24 protein-coding genes are annotated in these 18,657 nt (G+C 44.8%); 14 read left to right on the forward strand and 10 right to left on the reverse strand.

Annotated elements, in window-relative coordinates; translation table 11 throughout:
• Nucleotides 1-191 precede the first annotated feature (191 nt).
• Both AC1DPK_RS12285 and AC1DPK_RS12290 read right to left on the reverse strand, forming a co-directional pair.
• Nucleotides 192-2,060: a squalene cyclase gene (locus AC1DPK_RS12285; RefSeq protein ID WP_477510502.1), complete on the reverse strand. Its 1,869-nt coding sequence runs from the start codon at nucleotides 2,058-2,060 to the stop codon at nucleotides 192-194.
• A 105-nt stretch (nucleotides 2,061-2,165) separates the two neighbouring features.
• A complete protein-coding gene (locus AC1DPK_RS12290) occupies nucleotides 2,166-3,050 on the reverse strand; it encodes a LysR substrate-binding domain-containing protein (RefSeq protein ID WP_477510560.1) in 885 nt (294 codons plus the stop codon).
• 200 nt (nucleotides 3,051-3,250) lie between these two features.
• Between AC1DPK_RS12290 and AC1DPK_RS12295 the strand changes: the two genes are divergently transcribed.
• Entirely contained in the window at nucleotides 3,251-4,273 is a 1,023-nt protein-coding gene (locus AC1DPK_RS12295) for a YeiH family protein (protein WP_477510561.1), read from the forward strand.
• 53 nt (nucleotides 4,274-4,326) lie between these two features.
• Here the strand turns inward: AC1DPK_RS12295 and AC1DPK_RS12300 are convergent, their stop codons facing one another.
• Genes AC1DPK_RS12300 through AC1DPK_RS12320 form a run of 5 tightly spaced genes read right to left on the reverse strand, consistent with a single transcriptional unit; the run spans nucleotide 4,327 to nucleotide 6,122 of the window.
• On the reverse strand, nucleotides 4,327-4,764 hold the full coding sequence (locus AC1DPK_RS12300; RefSeq protein ID WP_477510503.1) for a spore germination protein GerPE: 438 nt from the start codon (nucleotides 4,762-4,764) through the stop codon (nucleotides 4,327-4,329).
• An 8-nt stretch (nucleotides 4,765-4,772) separates the two neighbouring features.
• Nucleotides 4,773-4,985: a spore gernimation protein GerPD gene (locus tag AC1DPK_RS12305; protein WP_144376705.1), complete on the reverse strand. Its 213-nt coding sequence runs from the start codon at nucleotides 4,983-4,985 to the stop codon at nucleotides 4,773-4,775.
• Complete coding sequence (gerPC, locus tag AC1DPK_RS12310; protein WP_477510504.1) at nucleotides 4,985-5,653, reverse strand: spore germination protein GerPC; 669 nt, start codon at nucleotides 5,651-5,653, stop codon at nucleotides 4,985-4,987. The genes AC1DPK_RS12305 and gerPC overlap by 1 nt, the downstream gene beginning before the upstream one ends.
• Nucleotides 5,654-5,694: 41 nt before the next feature.
• The gene (locus AC1DPK_RS12315; protein WP_441886115.1) at nucleotides 5,695-5,898 is read right to left on the reverse strand and encodes a spore germination protein GerPB; all 204 of its coding nucleotides are present in this window, start codon (nucleotides 5,896-5,898) and stop codon (nucleotides 5,695-5,697) included.
• Nucleotides 5,895-6,122, reverse strand: a complete 228-nt coding sequence (locus AC1DPK_RS12320) for a spore germination protein (protein WP_054024261.1) — start codon at nucleotides 6,120-6,122, stop codon at nucleotides 5,895-5,897. The genes AC1DPK_RS12315 and AC1DPK_RS12320 overlap by 4 nt, the downstream gene beginning before the upstream one ends.
• A gap of 152 nt (nucleotides 6,123-6,274) precedes the next feature.
• Between AC1DPK_RS12320 and AC1DPK_RS12325 the strand changes: the two genes are divergently transcribed.
• The 10 genes from AC1DPK_RS12325 (at nucleotide 6,275) to AC1DPK_RS12370 (ending at nucleotide 14,294) form a co-directional block, all read left to right on the forward strand.
• Nucleotides 6,275-6,700: an Hsp20/alpha crystallin family protein gene (locus tag AC1DPK_RS12325; protein ID WP_076266928.1), complete on the forward strand. Its 426-nt coding sequence runs from the start codon at nucleotides 6,275-6,277 to the stop codon at nucleotides 6,698-6,700.
• Nucleotides 6,701-7,087: 387 nt separating this feature from the next.
• Nucleotides 7,088-7,312, forward strand: coding sequence for a hypothetical protein (locus tag AC1DPK_RS12330; protein ID WP_076266930.1), 225 nt, complete (start codon nucleotides 7,088-7,090; stop codon nucleotides 7,310-7,312).
• A gap of 180 nt (nucleotides 7,313-7,492) precedes the next feature.
• A complete protein-coding gene (locus AC1DPK_RS12335) occupies nucleotides 7,493-7,930 on the forward strand; it encodes a Fur family transcriptional regulator (RefSeq protein ID WP_076266931.1) in 438 nt (145 codons plus the stop codon).
• Between the two features lie 17 nt (nucleotides 7,931-7,947).
• Nucleotides 7,948-8,187, forward strand: a complete 240-nt coding sequence (yidD, locus tag AC1DPK_RS12340; RefSeq protein WP_076267070.1) for a membrane protein insertion efficiency factor YidD — start codon at nucleotides 7,948-7,950, stop codon at nucleotides 8,185-8,187.
• A gap of 147 nt (nucleotides 8,188-8,334) precedes the next feature.
• Entirely contained in the window at nucleotides 8,335-8,469 is a 135-nt protein-coding gene (locus AC1DPK_RS12345) for a hypothetical protein (protein ID WP_430057948.1), read from the forward strand.
• A 113-nt stretch (nucleotides 8,470-8,582) separates the two neighbouring features.
• Nucleotides 8,583-10,574: a methionine--tRNA ligase gene (gene metG, locus AC1DPK_RS12350; RefSeq protein WP_477510505.1), complete on the forward strand. Its 1,992-nt coding sequence runs from the start codon at nucleotides 8,583-8,585 to the stop codon at nucleotides 10,572-10,574.
• Between the two features lie 285 nt (nucleotides 10,575-10,859).
• On the forward strand, nucleotides 10,860-11,882 hold the full coding sequence (locus AC1DPK_RS12355; RefSeq protein WP_477510506.1) for a metal ABC transporter solute-binding protein, Zn/Mn family: 1,023 nt from the start codon (nucleotides 10,860-10,862) through the stop codon (nucleotides 11,880-11,882).
• Nucleotides 11,883-11,959: 77 nt separating this feature from the next.
• On the forward strand, nucleotides 11,960-12,766 hold the full coding sequence (locus AC1DPK_RS12360) for a metal ABC transporter ATP-binding protein (RefSeq protein ID WP_076267071.1): 807 nt from the start codon (nucleotides 11,960-11,962) through the stop codon (nucleotides 12,764-12,766).
• Nucleotides 12,750-13,559, forward strand: a complete 810-nt coding sequence (locus tag AC1DPK_RS12365; RefSeq protein WP_477510507.1) for a metal ABC transporter permease — start codon at nucleotides 12,750-12,752, stop codon at nucleotides 13,557-13,559. The genes AC1DPK_RS12360 and AC1DPK_RS12365 overlap by 17 nt, the downstream gene beginning before the upstream one ends.
• Before the next feature lie 21 nt (nucleotides 13,560-13,580).
• Complete coding sequence (locus AC1DPK_RS12370) at nucleotides 13,581-14,294, forward strand: cytochrome c biogenesis CcdA family protein (RefSeq protein WP_339203380.1); 714 nt, start codon at nucleotides 13,581-13,583, stop codon at nucleotides 14,292-14,294.
• A gap of 15 nt (nucleotides 14,295-14,309) precedes the next feature.
• Here the strand turns inward: AC1DPK_RS12370 and splB are convergent, their stop codons facing one another.
• The gene (gene splB, locus AC1DPK_RS12375; RefSeq protein WP_339203379.1) at nucleotides 14,310-15,377 is read right to left on the reverse strand and encodes a spore photoproduct lyase; all 1,068 of its coding nucleotides are present in this window, start codon (nucleotides 15,375-15,377) and stop codon (nucleotides 14,310-14,312) included.
• A 210-nt stretch (nucleotides 15,378-15,587) separates the two neighbouring features.
• Between splB and mntR the strand changes: the two genes are divergently transcribed.
• Entirely contained in the window at nucleotides 15,588-16,010 is a 423-nt protein-coding gene (mntR, locus tag AC1DPK_RS12380; RefSeq protein WP_053376766.1) for a transcriptional regulator MntR, read from the forward strand.
• A 67-nt stretch (nucleotides 16,011-16,077) separates the two neighbouring features.
• On the opposite strand, the gene AC1DPK_RS12385 is transcribed toward mntR, so the two are convergent.
• Both AC1DPK_RS12385 and AC1DPK_RS12390 read right to left on the reverse strand, forming a co-directional pair.
• On the reverse strand, nucleotides 16,078-16,395 hold the full coding sequence (locus tag AC1DPK_RS12385) for a hypothetical protein (protein WP_477510508.1): 318 nt from the start codon (nucleotides 16,393-16,395) through the stop codon (nucleotides 16,078-16,080).
• A 31-nt stretch (nucleotides 16,396-16,426) separates the two neighbouring features.
• On the reverse strand, nucleotides 16,427-17,389 hold the full coding sequence (locus tag AC1DPK_RS12390) for a DUF1385 domain-containing protein (protein ID WP_477510509.1): 963 nt from the start codon (nucleotides 17,387-17,389) through the stop codon (nucleotides 16,427-16,429).
• Nucleotides 17,390-17,608: 219 nt separating this feature from the next.
• Here AC1DPK_RS12390 and AC1DPK_RS12395 point away from each other — a divergent pair, with 219 nt between their 5' ends.
• Together AC1DPK_RS12395 and aroQ are read left to right on the forward strand one after the other, a co-directional pair.
• On the forward strand, nucleotides 17,609-18,115 hold the full coding sequence (locus tag AC1DPK_RS12395; RefSeq protein ID WP_441886137.1) for a YqhR family membrane protein: 507 nt from the start codon (nucleotides 17,609-17,611) through the stop codon (nucleotides 18,113-18,115).
• Between the two features lie 92 nt (nucleotides 18,116-18,207).
• Nucleotides 18,208-18,648, forward strand: a complete 441-nt coding sequence (aroQ, locus tag AC1DPK_RS12400; protein WP_477510510.1) for a type II 3-dehydroquinate dehydratase — start codon at nucleotides 18,208-18,210, stop codon at nucleotides 18,646-18,648.
• The last annotated feature ends 9 nt before the right edge of the window (nucleotides 18,649-18,657 follow it).

Raw genomic sequence — 18,657 nt, forward strand, 5'->3', positions numbered from 1 at the left:
TTAAAACGGATATTGAAATTAGCTGACTACTAACAAACAGCGCCAAGACCTCAAAAATGCGACACCTTCTCCGGAATATCAGGAGAAGGTGTCGCATTTTTGCTTATCGCTTTGGGGGCTCACAAAAACCTTAAGTTCTTCAGTGGCCTCGCAGCTATGCCGGCTGTTTTTATTTTAAAGTCGTATTCGTATTAGGTGCCGTATTTCTTCAAAATCGACGACAGCGTAAGCAGCGGCCATATATAGTTGTTGCTCGGATAATGAACATACACGCTGCCTGGAAGAGCTGCTCCTGTTGGATAGGTGTAGGTCCAATCTCGTCGCTCAAGCGATTGGAGCAATGCTTCTACGCCTCTTTCCATTGCGGCATTAGGTTTTGCATAAACTGCGATTAATGCGTCGAGCGCCCATGCGGTTTGAGAGGGGGTGCTAGCATGGAGCGGGACATAATTCTTTACTTTGTCGCTCAAGCAGGACTCGCCCCAGCCGCCGTCTTCATTTTGAATAGATAGCAGCCACTTGATTCCCTTCTGAATGGCGGGATGGTCGTCTGGCACCCCAACTGCTGTCATTCCTTTTATTGCAGCACCTGTCCCATGCGTATAGGCAATACCCCAGCGACCGTACCAGCTACCATCCCTCATTTGCTGGGAGAGCACCCATTGCACACTATCATCCAGCCAGCGATGGCCGATTGTCATGTCCAGCTCATCCCCTAAAAAACCAAGTACACGGCCGGTTAAGTCGACAGTAGAAGGATCGGTAGAAATGTCAGAGGAGCCTTCAAAAGTAAAGAAGCTGGCTGGCAGCTGGTTGCCTTCGCGTTCGAACGCAGGCCAGCCGCCATCTTCGTTTCGCATCGCTAGCACCCAGTTTAAACCTCGTTGCCAGTTGGCGTGTAAGCCATTTGCTTCGGTAGTGAAAGGCCGAATTGCCCGCAGAACAGCAGCGCTGTCATCGACGTCTGGATAAAGCGTATTTACGTTGGAGAATCCCCAGCCTCCTGCAGGTGTATTCGGCAAACGTCTAGTCCAATCTCCTAAACGAACCTGCTGCCTTGCTAACAAATAAACCCCAGCTTTCTCGAGGGCAGGCATGCTTGGAGAGGCTCCTGCTTCACGCAGCGCGTAAGTCAGCATGGAGGTGTCCCAAACTTCAGCAGATGCGACTTGAAGATGAGGCCTGTCGACACACATGACTGAAAGTATACCTGCCAATAATCGATTTACGGCGGGTGAATCCGTGGAGTAGCCCAGCGAAAGCAAAGATAAAATCATCAATATTGTTGCAGTAGAGAAGGTTAGAAGTGTTCCATTTGGCTCAAGTCTCTCGAACATAAAGGCTTCAGCCTTCTCATACGACGTTGAGGAGCTGGGTGGAAGCAGACTGGATAAAGGCAAGCTGGATATAAATTCATTCAACGCAGATATCCAGGTCGTATCATTCGAAAATTTGCGCGAGTCGTTAACAAATAGCTGATAAAGCTCGGGCATTGTACTCGTTTTGCGGACAAATTGTTTGTTTGCCATAATGATAGTCGGTACAAGGTGGACACGCGCATGACCAGAGAGTGAGAATAGATCAAGGCCGATTCCGAGATCGGAGAAAAAAGCTTCAAGCGGAATGCGCAGCATACGCGGCCATTCCGCTTGACCTGTTGTGGCAAAGATAACCTGCGTAAGCAAGGATCTAACCTCGGATAAACCGCCGCGTTTCAGAATAAATTGCTTAGCCCTTACCATACGCGGATCAGCTTCATAGTAGTAACCTGCATAAAGCAGTGCAAAATAAGCCTCAGACGTTGCGTCCAAATTGCCCTCAGACTCGTCAGGATAAACCTTCCAAGCACCGTTTTCCTCTTGTTTTGAGGCAATTCGAGCTGCAAGCATGTGAATCAAACGCTCATCAGCTCTGCCTAGCAGGCGCAGCAAAATGATTAAATAACTATCCGTCATCGTCCCAGAATCGAAGCACATCCGCCATGCGCCGTCCTGCGACTGCTGGTGAATAAGCTCTTCCGTCATTGCATCTATCCTTGCGCGGATTCGTTTCATATCCATGTGGCGCAATCATCCTTTGCAACTGTCGTTGCTTAATATATATGCGCTAATCAGCATGCACAGTCGAGGATCGCCTAATAGGAATAGACGGCTTGTTCACACTGTTTATTCATTAAGGGTTAGAAGCCGTTGCAGCAGCATGGATACAGCCATTGTAGCTGCTCCTTCTTTATGTCGGATAATAGAAAAATCACGTTCGAAACGCTGTTTGCTCAACCGAAGCTGGATCAATTCTCCCGATTCTAATTCCTTCTTTACGACCCAGCGTGACAGCATAGCAATTCCTAAACCGGATACAACAGATTGTTTGACACTTTGGCTGCTATTAAAAATGTAAGAGCGTTTTTGGGTTATTTGCGCATCACGTATGAACTGGTCGCTAAAAGCGCGAGTGCCAGAGCCGACTTCTCTCAGTACCCATACTTGGTTTTGCAGCATTTCGGCATCAATGAAGCGCTCCGCTGCGAGCGGATGTGTAGAAGGAGCGATCAGAATCATTTCATCTTTCATGTAAGGCGTAACGATTAAATCTGACGCGCTTGCATCTCCTTCAATGAGACCAATATCAAGTTCGTTGGAACGCACTGCTTGAACAATTTCCTCCGTATTCCCGATTGTTGTTTGGATAGTAACAAGCGGATATTGAACAGCAAATTCAGCAAGCCGGCTTGGGAGAACATATTCACCAATCGTAAAGCTGGCTCCAATCTGCAAGCTGCCCGTCACTTTATCCTGCAAAAGCTGTATGTCCTGCTTCGCTTCCTCATATAAAGATAAAATTTGCTTCGCCCGTTGGTACATAATGTCACCAGCTTCGGTAAGCCGAACCTGCTTAGGAGAGCGATGCAGCAGCTTTGCTCCAAGTTCATTTTCTAAATTTCGAATATACAGGCTTACCCCTGGCTGAGAAATATTCAATAGATCTGCAGCTCTTGAAAAATGACTTTGCTCGGTTACGGTAACGAATACTCGAAGTGCCTCAATGATCATCATTATCCCTCATTATTGATTGCGATTTTCTTGAATATAACGTAACTATAAGGAAAAAACGAATGAATGGCAATTCAATCATTAGGATTCCTGATGATAAGGATAGGGAATAGGTATTTCACTTTGTCTGCTCCGAGCCTTATAGTGAATGCAACGGGTACACTTGCTAAACACAAGATGCAGAGGTGAAATCGATGATTATAAAAAATGTTTTTATTCGACATTCGAATAATGGTTTTGGTTTTATACAAGGATTAGCGTATACGATTGGTATTGCAATAGCAGCGAAAGGAATCGCGATGCTTCCTTTTTTTAACGTTATGGGTCAGCTGGTTGTCGCAATTTTATTAGGGATAGCCTGTCGTGCATGGATAGGCTTGCCGGCGCAAGCGACGAGCGGCATAACGTTTTCAAGCAAAAAACTGCTGCGATTCGGAATTATTCTGCTGGGGCTTCGCCTGAACTTATATGATATTTTACATGCAGGGCCAAAGGTATTTGTGCTTGCCGTTATTAACATTGTTTTTACGATATTTGTTGTTTATGGAATAAGCAAATGGATGAAAATAGATAAAAATTTAGGCCTTCTCACAGCCTGCGGTACAGCTATTTGCGGTGCAGCAGCTGTTGTAGCGATAGCTCCACAATTGAAGGCAAGTCCAAATGAAACAGCAGTGAGTGCGACAACGGTTGCTATTTTAGGAACGCTATTTACTCTAGCCTATACCGTATTGTACCCCGTGCTTGATTTAAGCAACGCAGGTTATGGTATCTTCTCGGGTGCAACATTGCATGAAATTGCGCATGTTATTGCTGCTTCGGCACCTGGAGGACAAGAAGCGATTGATTTGGCTGTTATTGTAAAGATGACTCGCGTAGCGCTGCTTGTCCCTGTCGCGATTATTATTGGAATTTGGAATGGCCGCAAAGCCAATAAAGCACAAAAAATGAGCTTAAAGCAATTGCCGATTCCATGGTTTATCGTTGGATTTCTTGCCATGAGCGGAGTTAATACGTTAGGCATAATTCCTGCCGCAGCTACTGCGAATCTGATTGTCGCCGCTTATTTTCTTATTGCAATGGCAATGGCAGGACTTGGTCTCGGCGTCGATTTTGTCGTATTTAAGAAGCTTGGGAAAAAACCATTTATTGCGGGATTCATTGGCTCTGTGCTGCTAGCCGGGCTCGGATTGCTGCTTGTGCATATTTTTCAATTGGCATAGAAAAGACAAGAAAAAGTCCGCAGGCATACAGTGCCATAGCGGACTTTATTTGCTCAACCTTGAGAGAGAGCGGAATTTTGACGGGGGTACTGCCGAATATGCTTGATTCGTGATTCTCCGTTCAGAGTCACTCCGTTGCCGATCTGAATGCTCGCTGCTGAGCCGGATGCAATGACTTGTATGTATCCGACTGTAATATTCGGCGCACAATTGGTTCGAAACAGCTCAATACCACCAGCATTATCAAATTCCGGTTCACTGATAACGGGCAGCGGGCGTGAAAAAAGCTCATAGGATTCAAAAAAAACTTTGCCTGAAGTCAGATGATCTTCTTTCCGCTGCACCGCTAGTGCTCGAAGCTTGGCGTTGGTCACAGCGCGATCACCAAGCTGTACAATACCTGCCTGACCAACGGTTATTATACGTAAGAACCCAACAGTTGCGGTTCGAACATGAAAGGTATTGATAGATTGATCATTGATTCGATTCATGATGCCACCTAGCTTCCCCCAAAAGTTCCGCTAGACTCTTCTTCCGGAAGCGGAAATGGAGCAATCGGTCCAACAATGACAGATTCAGGCGGTGTATCGAACATCGAATATAAGTTTACGTTATCGGTGTCCCCAACTTGCAGCATCGAGGCACTGGATACGCCGAGTACTTCAATTTGACCAACACTAAGCAGATGATTAACGACTTTAAAATACAGCATTATGACATTCCTCCGGTAGATGGGGAGTTGTTTTGCAGCTCTCGCATATATGCGAGCAATGCAGCGTCGGCATCCCTTTTTGTTTTGGACAGAACGGTAGCTGTGACTGCATTGTTGTCAATCGCGGCTGGTTGAGCATCGCTGCCTCGATCTGTTTTTTGCATATAGTACTGAATGCGAGCAGGAACTTGTTTGCGGACATCATTTATAATAATTTGTCGATGATAGGGATCTAGTGGAATTTGGAGCTCGTTTTCGTAGGAAAGCAGCTTTTGCTGAGCTTCCATATCCAAATAGCGAGTCATCCCAGCATAAATATCATTGTATAGCCCATTTTGTGGCGGTGTAGGTGAGGCTGTAGTTGGGAAAGTAGGCGTATTTGATACGGTCATCTGTTCAATGCTTCCAGGGATAGAATCATCTCCGATGCCTGGCGCGGTCATCCCGATATTCAGTGTGCCGTCCAGCTTCTCAACTTTCAATTGATCAAAATGATATTGAATGCCGTCTATATGGTAAGTAGGGCGCGCTTCGAGCTGCTTTACTTGTTCACATAAAGCGTTGACCTTTGCTTCAAGTGCATCCAGCCGCTCACAATGCTCGTTAAGCTTATTTTGTACTTCAAGTGACCATATTTGCCACGGGGAAAGTGGATTGTTTTGCTGCATGATACTTGCACCTCCTACTCGTAATGAGTTCTAATTTCCGCTTAATTAGGGTTAGGCAGTGGGACGAAGGAAAGCGGATTATCTGAGGATAACTCTGGAGCAGGCTCAGTGAACCCGCCCGAATTATAGAGCTGTGACAATGAACGTATGGATCCGGCACTGCCGACCTGCAGGACGGAGCTGTTCGATATGCTGTCGACACGTAGCTGATGAATTGTAATTTGCTGATGAATGGTCAGGCTCATATTGCACTCACATCATTATTCGAGCTATCTTGCACATCCGGATCAAGGGTGTTTGTTGCGCTGACAGCGTTATTTGAGTTCGTTAAGCTTCCGGTTAGGAATGATCCTGATCCCGCATACGTCTTGGAAGTGCTATTTGGCGACACTTCCAGGGCGTCTCCAAATTGAATAATGGAGCCGGAGCCAACGCTAACAATTTTGACAAAACCTACGACAGCTGGCATGAGCATCCTCCCTTTGTATAGATGATTTTTGATAAATGGATTGTTTATGGTATAGCTTATGCGGCATTCGCCCAGAGGTTACTATCCAGAAAGTATCCTGAAACGCTCAAGGCGCATATGCTGGTAGAAGTGCTGGAAGGCGGGTGTTTGCTGTGGCATCTAAATGGGATGATATGGAACGGTGGATGGAGAAGCAGCAGATGCCGAAAGGCTTTGAGCTGCTGCGCGAACCGGCTTGGGTAGAGCAATATGTGCGTAAAATGATGACCAAAGCACTGCCCGAAGCGGCTGGTGTTATGATTGGAGGAGGCTCAGCCGCCTTTTCTGAAACACGTCATTTTTTGAATGTGAAGATTACATTGCCGGAAGGCTTTGATAAAGAGCAGCTGCGGTTGTTCGTAAGGGAAGATCGGCTGCGTCTGGATGGACTGCCGAGCGGTAAGCCGGAGACGATCAAGCTGCCTAAGTTTGTGAAGCCAAAGGTGTGCAAAACATTAGTGAAAGACAATTTTATGCACGTGAAGCTTCAGAAGAGGCCAACCAATCGTACCTATCATGAAGCGATTATTCGCTGGTAGTTAACGTATGGAGGAACAGGAAGGGCACAAATCTAGATGAGATGTGCTCTTTTTGTCACGAAATCGACAGGTATTACAGCTGGCTAAAGGCTTCGCTATCCCTTATAATGTCTAATGAACATGTACATATTAGTAAAAAGGGAGTGTGTTCAGTGTCCTTAGTCGATGTAAGCAGTGTTTCTGCTTCGTTATTCATACTTGGAATCGTTTTTTTAATGCTTATTTTCGGTTTGCTGAGCTTTGGTATCCTGCGGATGTTTCAGCAAAAATTTCGTACAGGCTGGTTTAGTTTTGCAGGAGCGGTCGTGAGTTTTGTAGTCTTCATGTACATATTAAATAAGTGGTATCTATAATTTTTTATAGCTGATCACGACCGGAGGTAAGGGCTTGACCTGGACAATTATATGGTTTTTTATTAACATGCTGTTCGTCGTTTCCATTATCAGTTATATGTTTATGCATCGCTCGTACTCGGAATCGAAACGGCTCTCCAATGATTCCGCGTTAATTAATAAGCTCAATACTAGGCGGAAGCTCGTTGGCATTATTAGTATCTTGTTATTTGTAGCGATGTCAGCTAGCTTTATGATCAACATGAGATTAAATGGTTAAATGGAGGCTCTCATTGACGAGAGCTTTTTTTAAATATAAGACTTTATAAGTTTTATTGCTTATAATGGACTTATATCATTCTCCGCGAAACGAATGCTAAGCCTCCATAGGCGGCTTTAGCCGTTTTAAGTTTGTTCGTCATTATGGAGATATACAATTTTTAGTCCGGAGGTTCGACATATGCATACGATGGAAGACATTATACGACGCATGTCTAGTCAAGGATTGAGAATAACGGATCAAAGGAAAACGCTCGCAAAGCTTTTTTCTGAGACACAGGGTTATTTGGCTCCGAAGGAAGTCTATGAATATATGGGGAAATCGTATACGGGATTAAGCTTTGATACCGTATATCGCAATTTGCGAGTGATGGAAGAACTCGGTGTGCTGGAGCAGGTTATTTTTGAGGATGGCGGTAAGTTCAAGCTGCATTGCAGAGAGAATGAACATCATCATCATATGATTTGCCTGCAGTGCGGGATGACTTATCCCATTACCTTCTGCCCAATGGAGCAAACGAATGTTCCTGATGATTTCCGAGTTGTGAAACACAAATTCGAGGTGTTCGGATATTGCAAAGACTGCATACAAGACGAGTCAGCAGTTAGCGAGGCCTAATGTCAGAGAAACGGGTAATGCGAAGAGTGACTCAAGCTCCGATCCTCTTTTATCGCAAAGTGATTTCACCTTTGACCCCGCCATCTTGCCGTTTCTATCCGACATGTTCGATGTATGCGCTCGAAGCGATCGAGAAGCATGGAGCGGCTAAGGGCTCGTGGCTTGCTATGAAGCGAATTGCCAGGTGCCATCCCTTTAATGCTGGTGGTTATGATCCCGTTCCGCCTGCAAAAGACAGCAACATAGATGCTCCTTGACAGAGAGGGCTCTATTTGGGTATATTTTGATTTATAAGTGGTAAAATAAGTTTTGTTTTTATTTATATGTCCGAGGAATGGATAAGTACAATAGCAGAACCTTTTCAGAGAGCCGGGAAATATGGTGCAAGCCGGTAAGGGACTCCATTGGAAAATGGTCCGGGAGGATTCGCTTTCGAGCTTCAGCGGCAGCGCTGGGTAAGGGAGCGACGCGAAGCTGGCGTTAACGGCGCAAGCCGCCATGCAGGCGGCACACGAAGCTTTCTTGAAGTGGCGGTTTAACCGCTCATTTCCGGATTGAAATTTGGGTGGTACCGCGTGAGTTCAAACTCTCGTCCCATGATGGACGGGAGTTTTTTGCGTTTTTTTAGACTAATGCAATAGGAGGAGTAAAAATGACGAAAAAAAATAAGTTTTATATTACAACGCCGATTTATTATCCGAGCGATAAGCTTCACATTGGACATGCCTACACGACGGTGGCTGGTGACGCAATGGCACGTTATAAACGTCTGCGCGGCTATGATGTATGGTATTTGACGGGTACAGATGAGCATGGACAGAAAATTGAACGCAAAGCAAAGGAAAAGGACCAAACCCCGCAGCAATTTGTTGATGATATCGTTGTAGGCATTAAAGATCTGTGGGCGAAGCTGGAAATCTCCAATGATGATTTCATTCGTACGACGGAGGATCGTCATAAGGTTGTTGTTGAGAAAATTTTTGCTCAGCTGCTCAAACAGGACGATATTTATAAAGGCACGTATGAAGGCTGGTACTGTACGCCTTGTGAGTCGTTTTTCCTCGAGCGTCAGCTGGTTGACGGCAAATGCCCAGACTGCGGACGTGCGGTTGAGCTTGTAAAAGAAGAAAGCTACTTCTTCCGCATGAGCAATTATGCTGATCGTTTGCTCAAATATTATGAAGACAATCCAGATTTCATTCAACCGGAATCACGCAAGAATGAGATGATCAACAACTTCATTAAGCCGGGCCTTGAGGATTTGGCTGTATCGCGTACAACGTTTGATTGGGGTATTAAAGTGCCTGGAGACGCTAAACATGTCATTTACGTGTGGATTGATGCGCTTTCCAACTATATCACGGCATTAGGCTACGGAAATGAAGGCGATGATCAGAAATATCGTGATTTCTGGCCGGCTGACGTACATTTGGTCGGAAAAGAAATTGTTCGATTCCATACGATTTATTGGCCAATCATGCTGATGGCGCTCGATTTGCCGCTGCCTAAGAAGGTGTTTGCACATGGCTGGCTTCTGATGAAGGATGGCAAAATGTCAAAATCCAAAGGCAATGTTGTTGATCCAGTTATGCTGATCGATCGTTACGGACTGGACGCGCTTCGTTATTATTTGCTCCGCGAAGTGCCGTTTGGCGCAGACGGAACATTTACGCCTGAAAATTTCGTTGAACGAATCAACTTCGATTTGGCGAACGATCTTGGTAATCTGCTTAACCGAACGATAGCGATGATCGATAAATACTTTGACGGTGTAATCCCGCCATTTGCAGGCAGCGTAACCGAATTTGATGAATCGTTGCAGAAGCTTGCGAGTGAAACGATCGTTCAGGTAGAGTCAGCGCTTGAAAATATGGAGTTTTCCGTGGCGTTGTCATCCCTTTGGCAGCTTGTAAGCCGCACGAACAAATATATCGATGAGACACAGCCGTGGACGCTTGCTAAAGATGAGTCCAAAAATGGACAGCTAGCATCGGTCATGCATCATTTGGCGGAATCGCTGCGAATCGTATCGATTCTGCTGCAGCCGTTCTTAACGCATTCTCCAAGGGAAATGTGGAAGCAGCTTGGGCTTGAGCAGGGTGAACTAACTTCCTGGGAGAGCACGAAGCAATTCGGTTCGCTGCCGGGTGGAACGAGAGTAAACAAGGGCACACCATTGTTCCCACGCCTCGATACGGCAGAGGAGTCTGCTTTTATCGCAGCAGCAATGAGCGGCGGTACACAGACAGAGCAGCCAGCTGAGCAGCCAAATGCTGCGAAGGCAGCGGATGAAGCACCACAGGCTGCACCTGAGAGCAAGGAAGAAATTGCAATTGATGACTTTGCAAAGGTAGAGCTACGCGTTGCTCAGGTTATTTCTGCAGAGCCAGTCCTCAAAGCAGATAAACTGTTGAAGCTTCAATTGGATCTAGGTTATGAGCAGCGGCAGGTTGTTTCCGGCATTGCTAAGTTTTACACACCGGAGCAAATGGTTGGACGCAAAGTTATTTGCGTTACAAACTTGAAGCCGGTTAAGCTGCGCGGCGAAATGTCGCAAGGAATGATTCTTGCAGCATCACATGGCGATCAGCTTACACTTGCAACGGTTCCTGACAATATGCCAAACGGCGCTGTTGTGAAGTAAATTCATTTGTTCATATACGGAGGCACCCCTGAGGTTGTTTAACTTCTGGGGTGCCTTTATGTTTTGCTGCTCTTCAAAAATAGCATCAATCATAATTCATATCATTTTGGTCAATAAAGATAATCTATATGATTAATTTGCAGCTGTGAGTCATGATCGGCAGGAAACTTCTACTAGCTTTTGCTAAGAAATAAGGTTGACAGTCTATTTCAGGTCATCGTATAATACAAAACGTAATCATAACGATTACGAACAAGAGAGAAAGATGAATGGAGAGAAATCAAAATGAATAGACTGAAATCATTGACAAGACCTATGGCGCTTAGTTTTCTTCTATCGGCAATGCTGCTTTTTGCAGTGGCTTGCGGCAATAATACGAATAATTCAGGCTCATCAAACCAACCAGCGAACGGCAGCACGGGAACTGGTCAATCAGAGGGGAAACAAGTTAGTGTCGTTACCAGCTTCTATCCATTATATTTTCTAGCATCGGAAATTGGCGGAGATCATGTCAAAGCGGTTAATCTAGTAGCATCAGGAGTAGAGCCGCATGATTGGACACCAAAGAGCCGCGATCTTGATACAGCGTCGAAGGCGCAGCTGTTTCTGTACCATGGAGCGGGACTAGAAGGCTGGGTTGACGGATTTCTGAAAGGCCTGTCCAAAGACAGCAAAGTCGTGACCAAAGAAATCAGCAAAGGCATTCCATTAATTGAGGGTAATGAAGATGAGCATGATCATGAACATGAAGAAGAACATGCTGATGAAGAATCACATGAACATGGCGGCTTGGACCCTCACACTTGGGTTAGTCCGAAATCAGCTCTTATATTAGCTGAGAATGTAAAAAACAGCTTAATTGAAGCTGATAGCGCAAACCAAGCAGATTATGAGAAAAACTATGAGGCACTAAAAGGAAAGCTCGAAGCAATCGATGCGGATTACACGGCAAAGCTTGCACAAACATCGAACAAAAACATCGTTACCTCGCATCAGGCGTTTGGTTACTTAGCTCGTGATTACGGATTGAAGCAAATTTCTATCATGGGACTTAGCCCTGACGCTGAGCCGCGTGCACAGGATTTGCTCAAAATTGCGAAGTTTGTTAAAGCAAACGATGTAAAATATATCTTTTTCGAAGAATTAGTTTCAGATCAACTTGCCAAAACGCTTGCAGGCGAAGCGGACGTTGAGACAATGGTGCTTAATCCGCTCGAAGGCCTAACGCCGGATCAAGAAAAAGCGGGAGACACATACTTAACCCTAATGGAACGAAACTTGCAAAATCTTGTGCAAGCATTACAATAGAGGAAAAGGCAAACCTGCGGAGCTGATTTATGCTCCGCATTGCTGTGAGGAGATAAATTATGGCGCAATCAAATCGAATGACAAATGCGGATGCAAGCTGTCACCAAGAGGTTATTTCATTGGAGGACGTCTCCTTCTCTTATCAACAGCAGACGGTTATATCAAAGCTAAGCTTCGCGGTGAAAGAACGGGACTTTATCGGATTAATCGGCACGAATGGCGCTGGAAAAACAACGCTGCTGCGAATGATCGTTGGGTTGATAAAGCCAACGAGCGGAACGATCCGTTTGTTTGGTGAGAAAGTAGACAAATTTAAGCAGTGGGAGCGCATTGGATATGTCCCGCAGAAAAACACATTAAATCCGTTGTTCCCAGCTACAGTTCGGGAGGTCGTCTTGTCAGGCCTTTATGGGCGAAGCAAGCTGTTTAAGAAACTAAGCAAAATGGATTATCAAAAATGTGACGATGCTCTGCAGGCAATGGGGATTGAGGATATAAAGGATAAACGTATCGGGCAGTTGTCGGGCGGCCAGCAGCAGCGTGTATTTCTTGCCAGAGCGCTCATTAACAACCCATCGCTGCTTATTCTAGATGAGCCGACTGTGGGGATAGATACAGAGACACAGGAAAGCTTCTTTCATATGATCAAGCATATGCATCAACATCATAACATTACATTTCTAATGGTTTCTCATGACCTTGACATGATTCGCTCGTATTTAGGACAAGAGCCAGCCAGTGGAAACGGGAAGCTCAAGTTTCATATTAAACATTCGCACGAAACGCAGGATTGTGTGGAAAATGATCTTGCACACAGCCTGAAAGGGCTAAGGGAACAAATGGAGAGCAGGAAAGAGGTTGTTTTGGTTGGAGATCGTAACTAGTGAATTTTTTCAAAGAGCTCTTATTGGCGGACTTCTAATCGGGGTAACGGCTCCGCTAATCGGCTTATTTCTTGTGCTGCGAAGGCTTTCAATGATTGGAGATACTTTATCGCATGTATCTATTGCTGGAGTAGCGCTAGGTTTCTTGATTGGCGTGTATCCAATTGCTATGGGATTTGTGTTTGCGATTATTGCCTCTTTTGCTATTGAGAAGCTACGGAAAGCATATAAATCATACGCAGAGCTGTCCATTGCCATTATCATGTCAGGCGGAGTCGCGCTCGCATCATTATTATTCACGATGGGCAAAGGATTCAACAGCAATGTGAATAGTTACTTATTTGGAAGCATTTATACTTTGAGTACCACTGATCTTTACGTTATAGGCGTCGTTACACTGATTGTTCTTGTTGCGATTAGGCTTCAAGTAAAGGAGCTATTCCTGCTTACGTTCGATGAGGACGCGGCAGCAGTGAGCGGCTTGCCCGTCAAATTTTATAATGTTATGATTAGCATGCTTACTGCTTTAGTTATTAGTGTTTCTATCAAAATTGTAGGTGCGCTGCTTGTATCGGCCTTGCTGACTATACCAGCCGCATGCAGCTTGATCATTGCCCGCAGTTTCCGTCAAAGCGTTATAACGGTCGTCATTATTGGCGAGATTGCCGTTGTATTAGGCTTACTAATCGCGGGTGTATGGAATTTGGCACCAGGCGGTACCATTGTATTATTGCTAATTGCTGTGCTGCTGTTGCTGCTCGTTTTCCGCCGTGGCATGCGACCAGGCAGTTAATGAGGATTGGAGTGAGAGGGTTTGTCCGACATTAACATTTGGCTGGCCTTAGGGGCTGGCTTTGCATCGTTCATATCACCTTGCTGCTTACCGCTTTATCCTTCGTACTTATCATACATAACGGGAATATCGGTAGCGGATTTGAAGGGCAATTCACATGCCAAACAAAAACGCATGCGAACGATGTCACACACGCTGTTTTTCATTTTGGGCTTCTGCACCGTGTATTATGCATTAGGCTACGGAACGAATGTATTTGCTGAATTTTTCAGTGAATATCGAGATCTGATTAGGCAATTATCAGCGATATTGATTATTTTGATGGGACTATTCCTAATCGGTTTATTTCAGCCGCAGCTCCTGATGAAGGAACGAAGAATGAATCTTATTCCGAAAAAAGCGAACTATGTCAGCTCCTTTATTTTTGGAATTGGATTCTCCGCAGGCTGGACCCCATGCACAGGTCCCGCGCTTACTGCGATTTTAGGTCTTGCAGCATCGGAACCTGGCACATGGTTTCAGCTAACAACTGCTTATTCATTAGGCTTTGCGATTCCTTTTTTTGTACTTGCCTTTTTCCTTGGTACGGCAAGATGGATACTGAAATATTCAGCTAGCGTAATGAAGGTTGGCGGAGCTGTTATGATTTTGATGGGTGTATTATTGTTTACCGATCAAATGACCAAAATCACGATCTGGCTTAATATGATTACGCCGGAATGGTTGAAATTTTAAGCTAATATTTCTCTCTTACGTAAAATATTCAATTTTTGCTTCGGGAAAATGTTCAAAGATGCGCTCCGATAAATACATGCGGAGCGCATTTGCTTGTTCATCGGGATAAACGTATTTCCCTTGACCCCAGCGTCCCCATTTATATTTGCGTTTTTCAATATCCATCTCAAGCTTAGTCCGCGGATAACGCTTTTCAATAACTGCTTTTGCCGTTTTTGTAAAACGATGCTGAATGAGTTCAAATGTAAGATCTTTGGTCACATCCTGCGGGAGTTTGTCTGCAAGTGAGGCTATAAGCTCGCCATAGCCTTCCTCCCAGCCTTCATGCCAAATAATAGGGGCAATGATAAAGCCCATTGGATAACCTGCCCTAGCGACCTTTGCGGCGGCCTCAATGCGTTGATCAAAACTTGATGTAGCAGGCTCGAAATGTTTGATTACATATTTGGCATTTACGCTAAATCGGATACGGGTATGTCCATTGTGCTTTGCATCAAGAAGGGAATCCACATGGTGAAACTTGGTCACAAACCGAAGCCGTCCATGTTCTTGTTCCCCCATAAAATCAATAAGCTCGCGAAGGCTGCCTGTAATGGGCTCCAGTCCGACGGGATCGGATGTACATGCGGCTTCAAAGCGGGTAATTTCCGGTTTTCTCTCGTTGATGTACCCCTCAGCAGCCTCTAGAATATCGTCTATATTGACATATACACGAATATAAGGTTTTGCTCCTAAGGTTGTTTGCAAATAACAATAATGACAATGAGCCATACAACCGGTTGCTATCGGAATGGCGTATTCCGCTGAAGGCTTCGAAGTATCAAATTTCAAGGTTTTGCGTATGCCGACGACAAGCGTTCTTTTGGCGATCTTGTATTGTTCAAGCTCGGTATCGCCAGGTAAATTCGTAATCCGGTTATGTGAGGTTGTCATCCGATAAGGAATGCCTTCTTTTTTGACCCATTCAAAAATACGCTGCCCTTTGGGATAATCGAGCGCAGATGGTTCAAAATAAACAAGCTCGGGAACAAAGGAGAGGGTGGAGCGATCTGGTTTAGGACGATCAATAATTGCAGTGCTCATAGCTCATTCCTCCTGTAGATTCATCACAATCAACATCATCTTATTGTGTGGAGGATGAGCGAAGCTGAAACTGGTAAGTTCAAGTGTGATTTGCACTTCCTTATCTATTTTGGAGATGGGCTTGGGTTGCAGTGAACACAATGAACAGTGTATGATACAATAAGTAACGCCTGTGAAATAGGTGAAGAAGTATGGTTAGGGGGTTCTTCAGTGCCGACACCGAGCATGGAAGACTACTTGGAAAGAATTTATAAGTTGATTGATGAAAAAGGTTATGCGCGTGTCTCGGACATTGCAGAAGGACTAGAGGTGCATCCTTCATCGGTCACCAAGATGATTCAAAAGCTTGATAAAGATAATTATTTGATCTATGAGAAGTATCGCGGGCTGGTCCTGACCAATAAAGGGAAAAAAATGGGCAAAAGGCTTGTTGATCGGCATCAATTGTTAGAGTCATTCCTAACGACGATTGGCGTACAGGACGAGAATATTTATCAGGATGTTGAAGGAATCGAGCATCATCTTAGCTGGGACTCTATAACCTGTATTGAAACTTTAGTTGAATATTTCCGAAGAGATTCTCAGCGTATGGACGAGCTACGCGCCGTGCGTGCGGAAATGGACAGCGAGTAATACATATCGATACGAACGAGAAAGCAAAAAGGACCGAGGCAATTATGCCTCGGTCCTTTTGTTTGATTTAATGATATTTAGGTGTTTCGTCATCTTCCTTGCCGCCTTCAATAACACGAAACGGCACGGTCTTGGAGCGGTTTTTGTTCGTTCTCGTTTTGCTTGCAGGAGCACGTCTTTGTGTGACATGTACTCCTCCTTGCCGCGTATTGTAACCTTTTAAGAAAGAAGGCGGATATTTATATAGCAAGAAAATGCCGCCAAGCACCACAATGGGAATTAGAAAGGTTATTGGGCTTTGGATAACGCTGTAAACGAGACCGATCAACAGCAGCGCCAAAAACGATATGGACCAAACATTCCATTTGCTTGGTATTCTGCTCATTGTAATTCCGCCTTTCCTTTTTCAATAGAAATTATTTCATTTGTTTGTCTAGTTCAAGCATGCGCTTGAAGGAAGCAATGGATACCGCAACTTGCTCATCACGCGGTTCTTTGGTCGTTAGAAGCTGCAGCCATAGTCCCGGATATCCGAGGTAGCGCAGCACTGGAATTTCACGCAAAGCATTTGTCCAGCGAAGCACCTCGTAGGAGAGGCCAAGAACGAGTGGAAGCAGTAAGATACGGATGTAGACGCGTTCCCAAATGGTGTCCCAAGTAAAGAAAGGCAACGAGTAGACAACAACTCCTACAATAACAGTGAACACGATAAAGCTTGAACCGCAGCGGTAGTGAAGGCGGCTGTACTTCTGTACATTTTGAACCGTAAGCTCTTCACCAGCTTCATAAGTACTAATTACTTTATGCTCAGCTCCATGATATTGGAACAACCGCTTAATTAACGGTGTCATGGAAATGAAATACAAATAAGAAAGCAGCAAAATAATTTTGATAAGTCCTTCTAATAGGTTATGACCAATTTTATTTTCAAATACCCCTGAGAAAAGAAGTTCCTCGAGCRCTGCGGGTGCAGCAGTGAAAATAAGTTTGCCGAAAATAAAGGAAAGCACGCCAGCGACAGCGACGCCAACAATCATGCTGAGACTCCAGCCTTGCTTTTTCTCTTCCTTTACTGCAGCAGGTTGTTGATTGCTGTCTGTTTCTTTACCCTCACCGGCTTCATCCTCAGCGTAGGCTTCCATAGAGAAGTTCAAATGCTGGGAGCCTTTGGCGCTTGATTCAAGAATGCCGACAACGCCTCGCACGAGAGGGATTTTTTTCAAAGCTTGAATCCAGTTCTTCGTAGTGCGAGGTACTTCATAAAATACGATTTCATCATTTTTGCGCCGGACAGCTGTTACGTTAACGTGTTTACCAGCAAACATAACGCCTTCAATAACCGCTTGTCCGCCATATATGCTTCGGGAGTCTTGCGGCAAGTGCTTGTCACCTTCCTTGATTGGAATATCGTCTTAGCTGTTGCGACGAATGTACCTTATCTTTGTATGTCTATTGTACTTGATCTATCAGTCAATTGCCAACGTCAGCGTACATAAAGGAAGGGATAAGCAAGTTGACGGTAAAGTATGGTTATCCATCGCTATTATTTCACATACTAATTCGGACAACTATGGAAATAAGAGTGGAGGCTTAGCGTAATGGCTAACAATAAACAACGAAACCAATATGATAAACAGGATCATGTAACAAACCCGTGGCTTTACGCAATCAAAATCGGTTTTTTTGCTGGCTTAATATGGGGCATTGTACGCTGGATGTTCTTTGAAATGAATTTTACGAAGGTGCTTCCCGGATTTGTAGCAGATCCTTTTTTTAAAGCGTCTTTTCTAAAAACAGGATGGGGAGAAGTTGTAAGTATTGGAGCGTTTATTATTTTTTCTATTGTGGCTGCCTTTCTATATAAAGTTATACTTGGGAAGCTGCGAGGACCTTGGCCGGGTATCGTGTACGGATTGGTTTGGTGGGCGATTTTGTTTATTGCGGTGGGACCACTGCTCGGCGTTATGCCAGGCATCACGAAAGCGGGCTGGAATACGCTTTACACAGAGTTGTGTGTCTTTCTTTTATGGGGTGTATTCATTGGTTATTCGATTGCTTTTGAGTTCACGGATGAAGCATCGAGGGAGCCTGCGAAAGCTCAGTAGCGAGTTCTACTTCTCAAGCGGCAGACATTTGTGGTAAAATGGCTAATGATCTTTGAACCTATGATGGATTCGGTTGCTTGGGAGGTGCATTGATGCACAAAATTGTTGTTTTAAACGGACCGAACTTAAATATGCTCGGCATTCGTGAGCCTAGCGTATACGGGACAGAAACACTTGCAGACATCGAATCGCTCTTGAAGGATAAAGCTGAGGCGCTTGGCGTCTCCGTTGAATTTTTCCAAACGAATCATGAGGGCGATATGATTGATCGAATACATAGTGCGTACGGCAAAGCAGACGGCATTGTCATCAATCCTGGTGCTTGGACTCATTACAGCTACGCGCTTCGCGATGCGCTTAGCACCGTTGATTTGCCGATTATCGAGGTGCATATGTCGAACATTCACAAGAGAGAAGCGTTCCGTCATACGTCCGTCATTGCTGCGATTGCAGTCGGTCAAATTGCCGGCTTCGGGTCTGATAGCTATGAGCTTGGTCTAACTGCGCTCGTGCGTCACTTGAACAAACAGTAATAAGTTAAG

The organism is Paenibacillus sp. 01T424 (genome assembly GCF_056398745.1).

Bases quoted from the DNA above. Each gene is read 5' to 3' on its own strand.
- AC1DPK_RS12285 (WP_477510502.1), bottom strand. From the start codon at position 2,060: ATGGATATGAAACGAATCCGCGCAAGGATAGATGCAATGACGGAAGAG.
- AC1DPK_RS12290 (WP_477510560.1), bottom strand. From the start codon at position 3,050: ATGATCATTGAGGCACTTCGAGTATTCGTTACCGTAACCGAGCAAAGT.
- AC1DPK_RS12300 (WP_477510503.1), bottom strand. From the start codon at position 4,764: ATGAATCGAATCAATGATCAATCTATCAATACCTTTCATGTTCGAACC.
- AC1DPK_RS12305 (WP_144376705.1), bottom strand. From the start codon at position 4,985: ATGCTGTATTTTAAAGTCGTTAATCATCTGCTTAGTGTTGGTCAAATT.
- gerPC (WP_477510504.1), bottom strand. From the start codon at position 5,653: ATGCAGCAAAACAATCCACTTTCCCCGTGGCAAATATGGTCACTTGAA.
- AC1DPK_RS12315 (WP_441886115.1), bottom strand. From the start codon at position 5,898: ATGAGCCTGACCATTCATCAGCAAATTACAATTCATCAGCTACGTGTC.
- AC1DPK_RS12320 (WP_054024261.1), bottom strand. From the start codon at position 6,122: ATGCCAGCTGTCGTAGGTTTTGTCAAAATTGTTAGCGTTGGCTCCGGC.
- AC1DPK_RS12335 (WP_076266931.1), top strand. From the start codon at position 7,493: ATGCATACGATGGAAGACATTATACGACGCATGTCTAGTCAAGGATTG.
- yidD (WP_076267070.1), top strand. From the start codon at position 7,948: ATGCGAAGAGTGACTCAAGCTCCGATCCTCTTTTATCGCAAAGTGATT.
- metG (WP_477510505.1), top strand. From the start codon at position 8,583: ATGACGAAAAAAAATAAGTTTTATATTACAACGCCGATTTATTATCCG.
- AC1DPK_RS12355 (WP_477510506.1), top strand. From the start codon at position 10,860: ATGAATAGACTGAAATCATTGACAAGACCTATGGCGCTTAGTTTTCTT.
- AC1DPK_RS12360 (WP_076267071.1), top strand. From the start codon at position 11,960: ATGACAAATGCGGATGCAAGCTGTCACCAAGAGGTTATTTCATTGGAG.
- splB (WP_339203379.1), bottom strand. From the start codon at position 15,377: ATGAGCACTGCAATTATTGATCGTCCTAAACCAGATCGCTCCACCCTC.
- AC1DPK_RS12385 (WP_477510508.1), bottom strand. From the start codon at position 16,395: ATGAGCAGAATACCAAGCAAATGGAATGTTTGGTCCATATCGTTTTTG.
- AC1DPK_RS12395 (WP_441886137.1), top strand. From the start codon at position 17,609: ATGGCTAACAATAAACAACGAAACCAATATGATAAACAGGATCATGTA.
- aroQ (WP_477510510.1), top strand. From the start codon at position 18,208: ATGCACAAAATTGTTGTTTTAAACGGACCGAACTTAAATATGCTCGGC.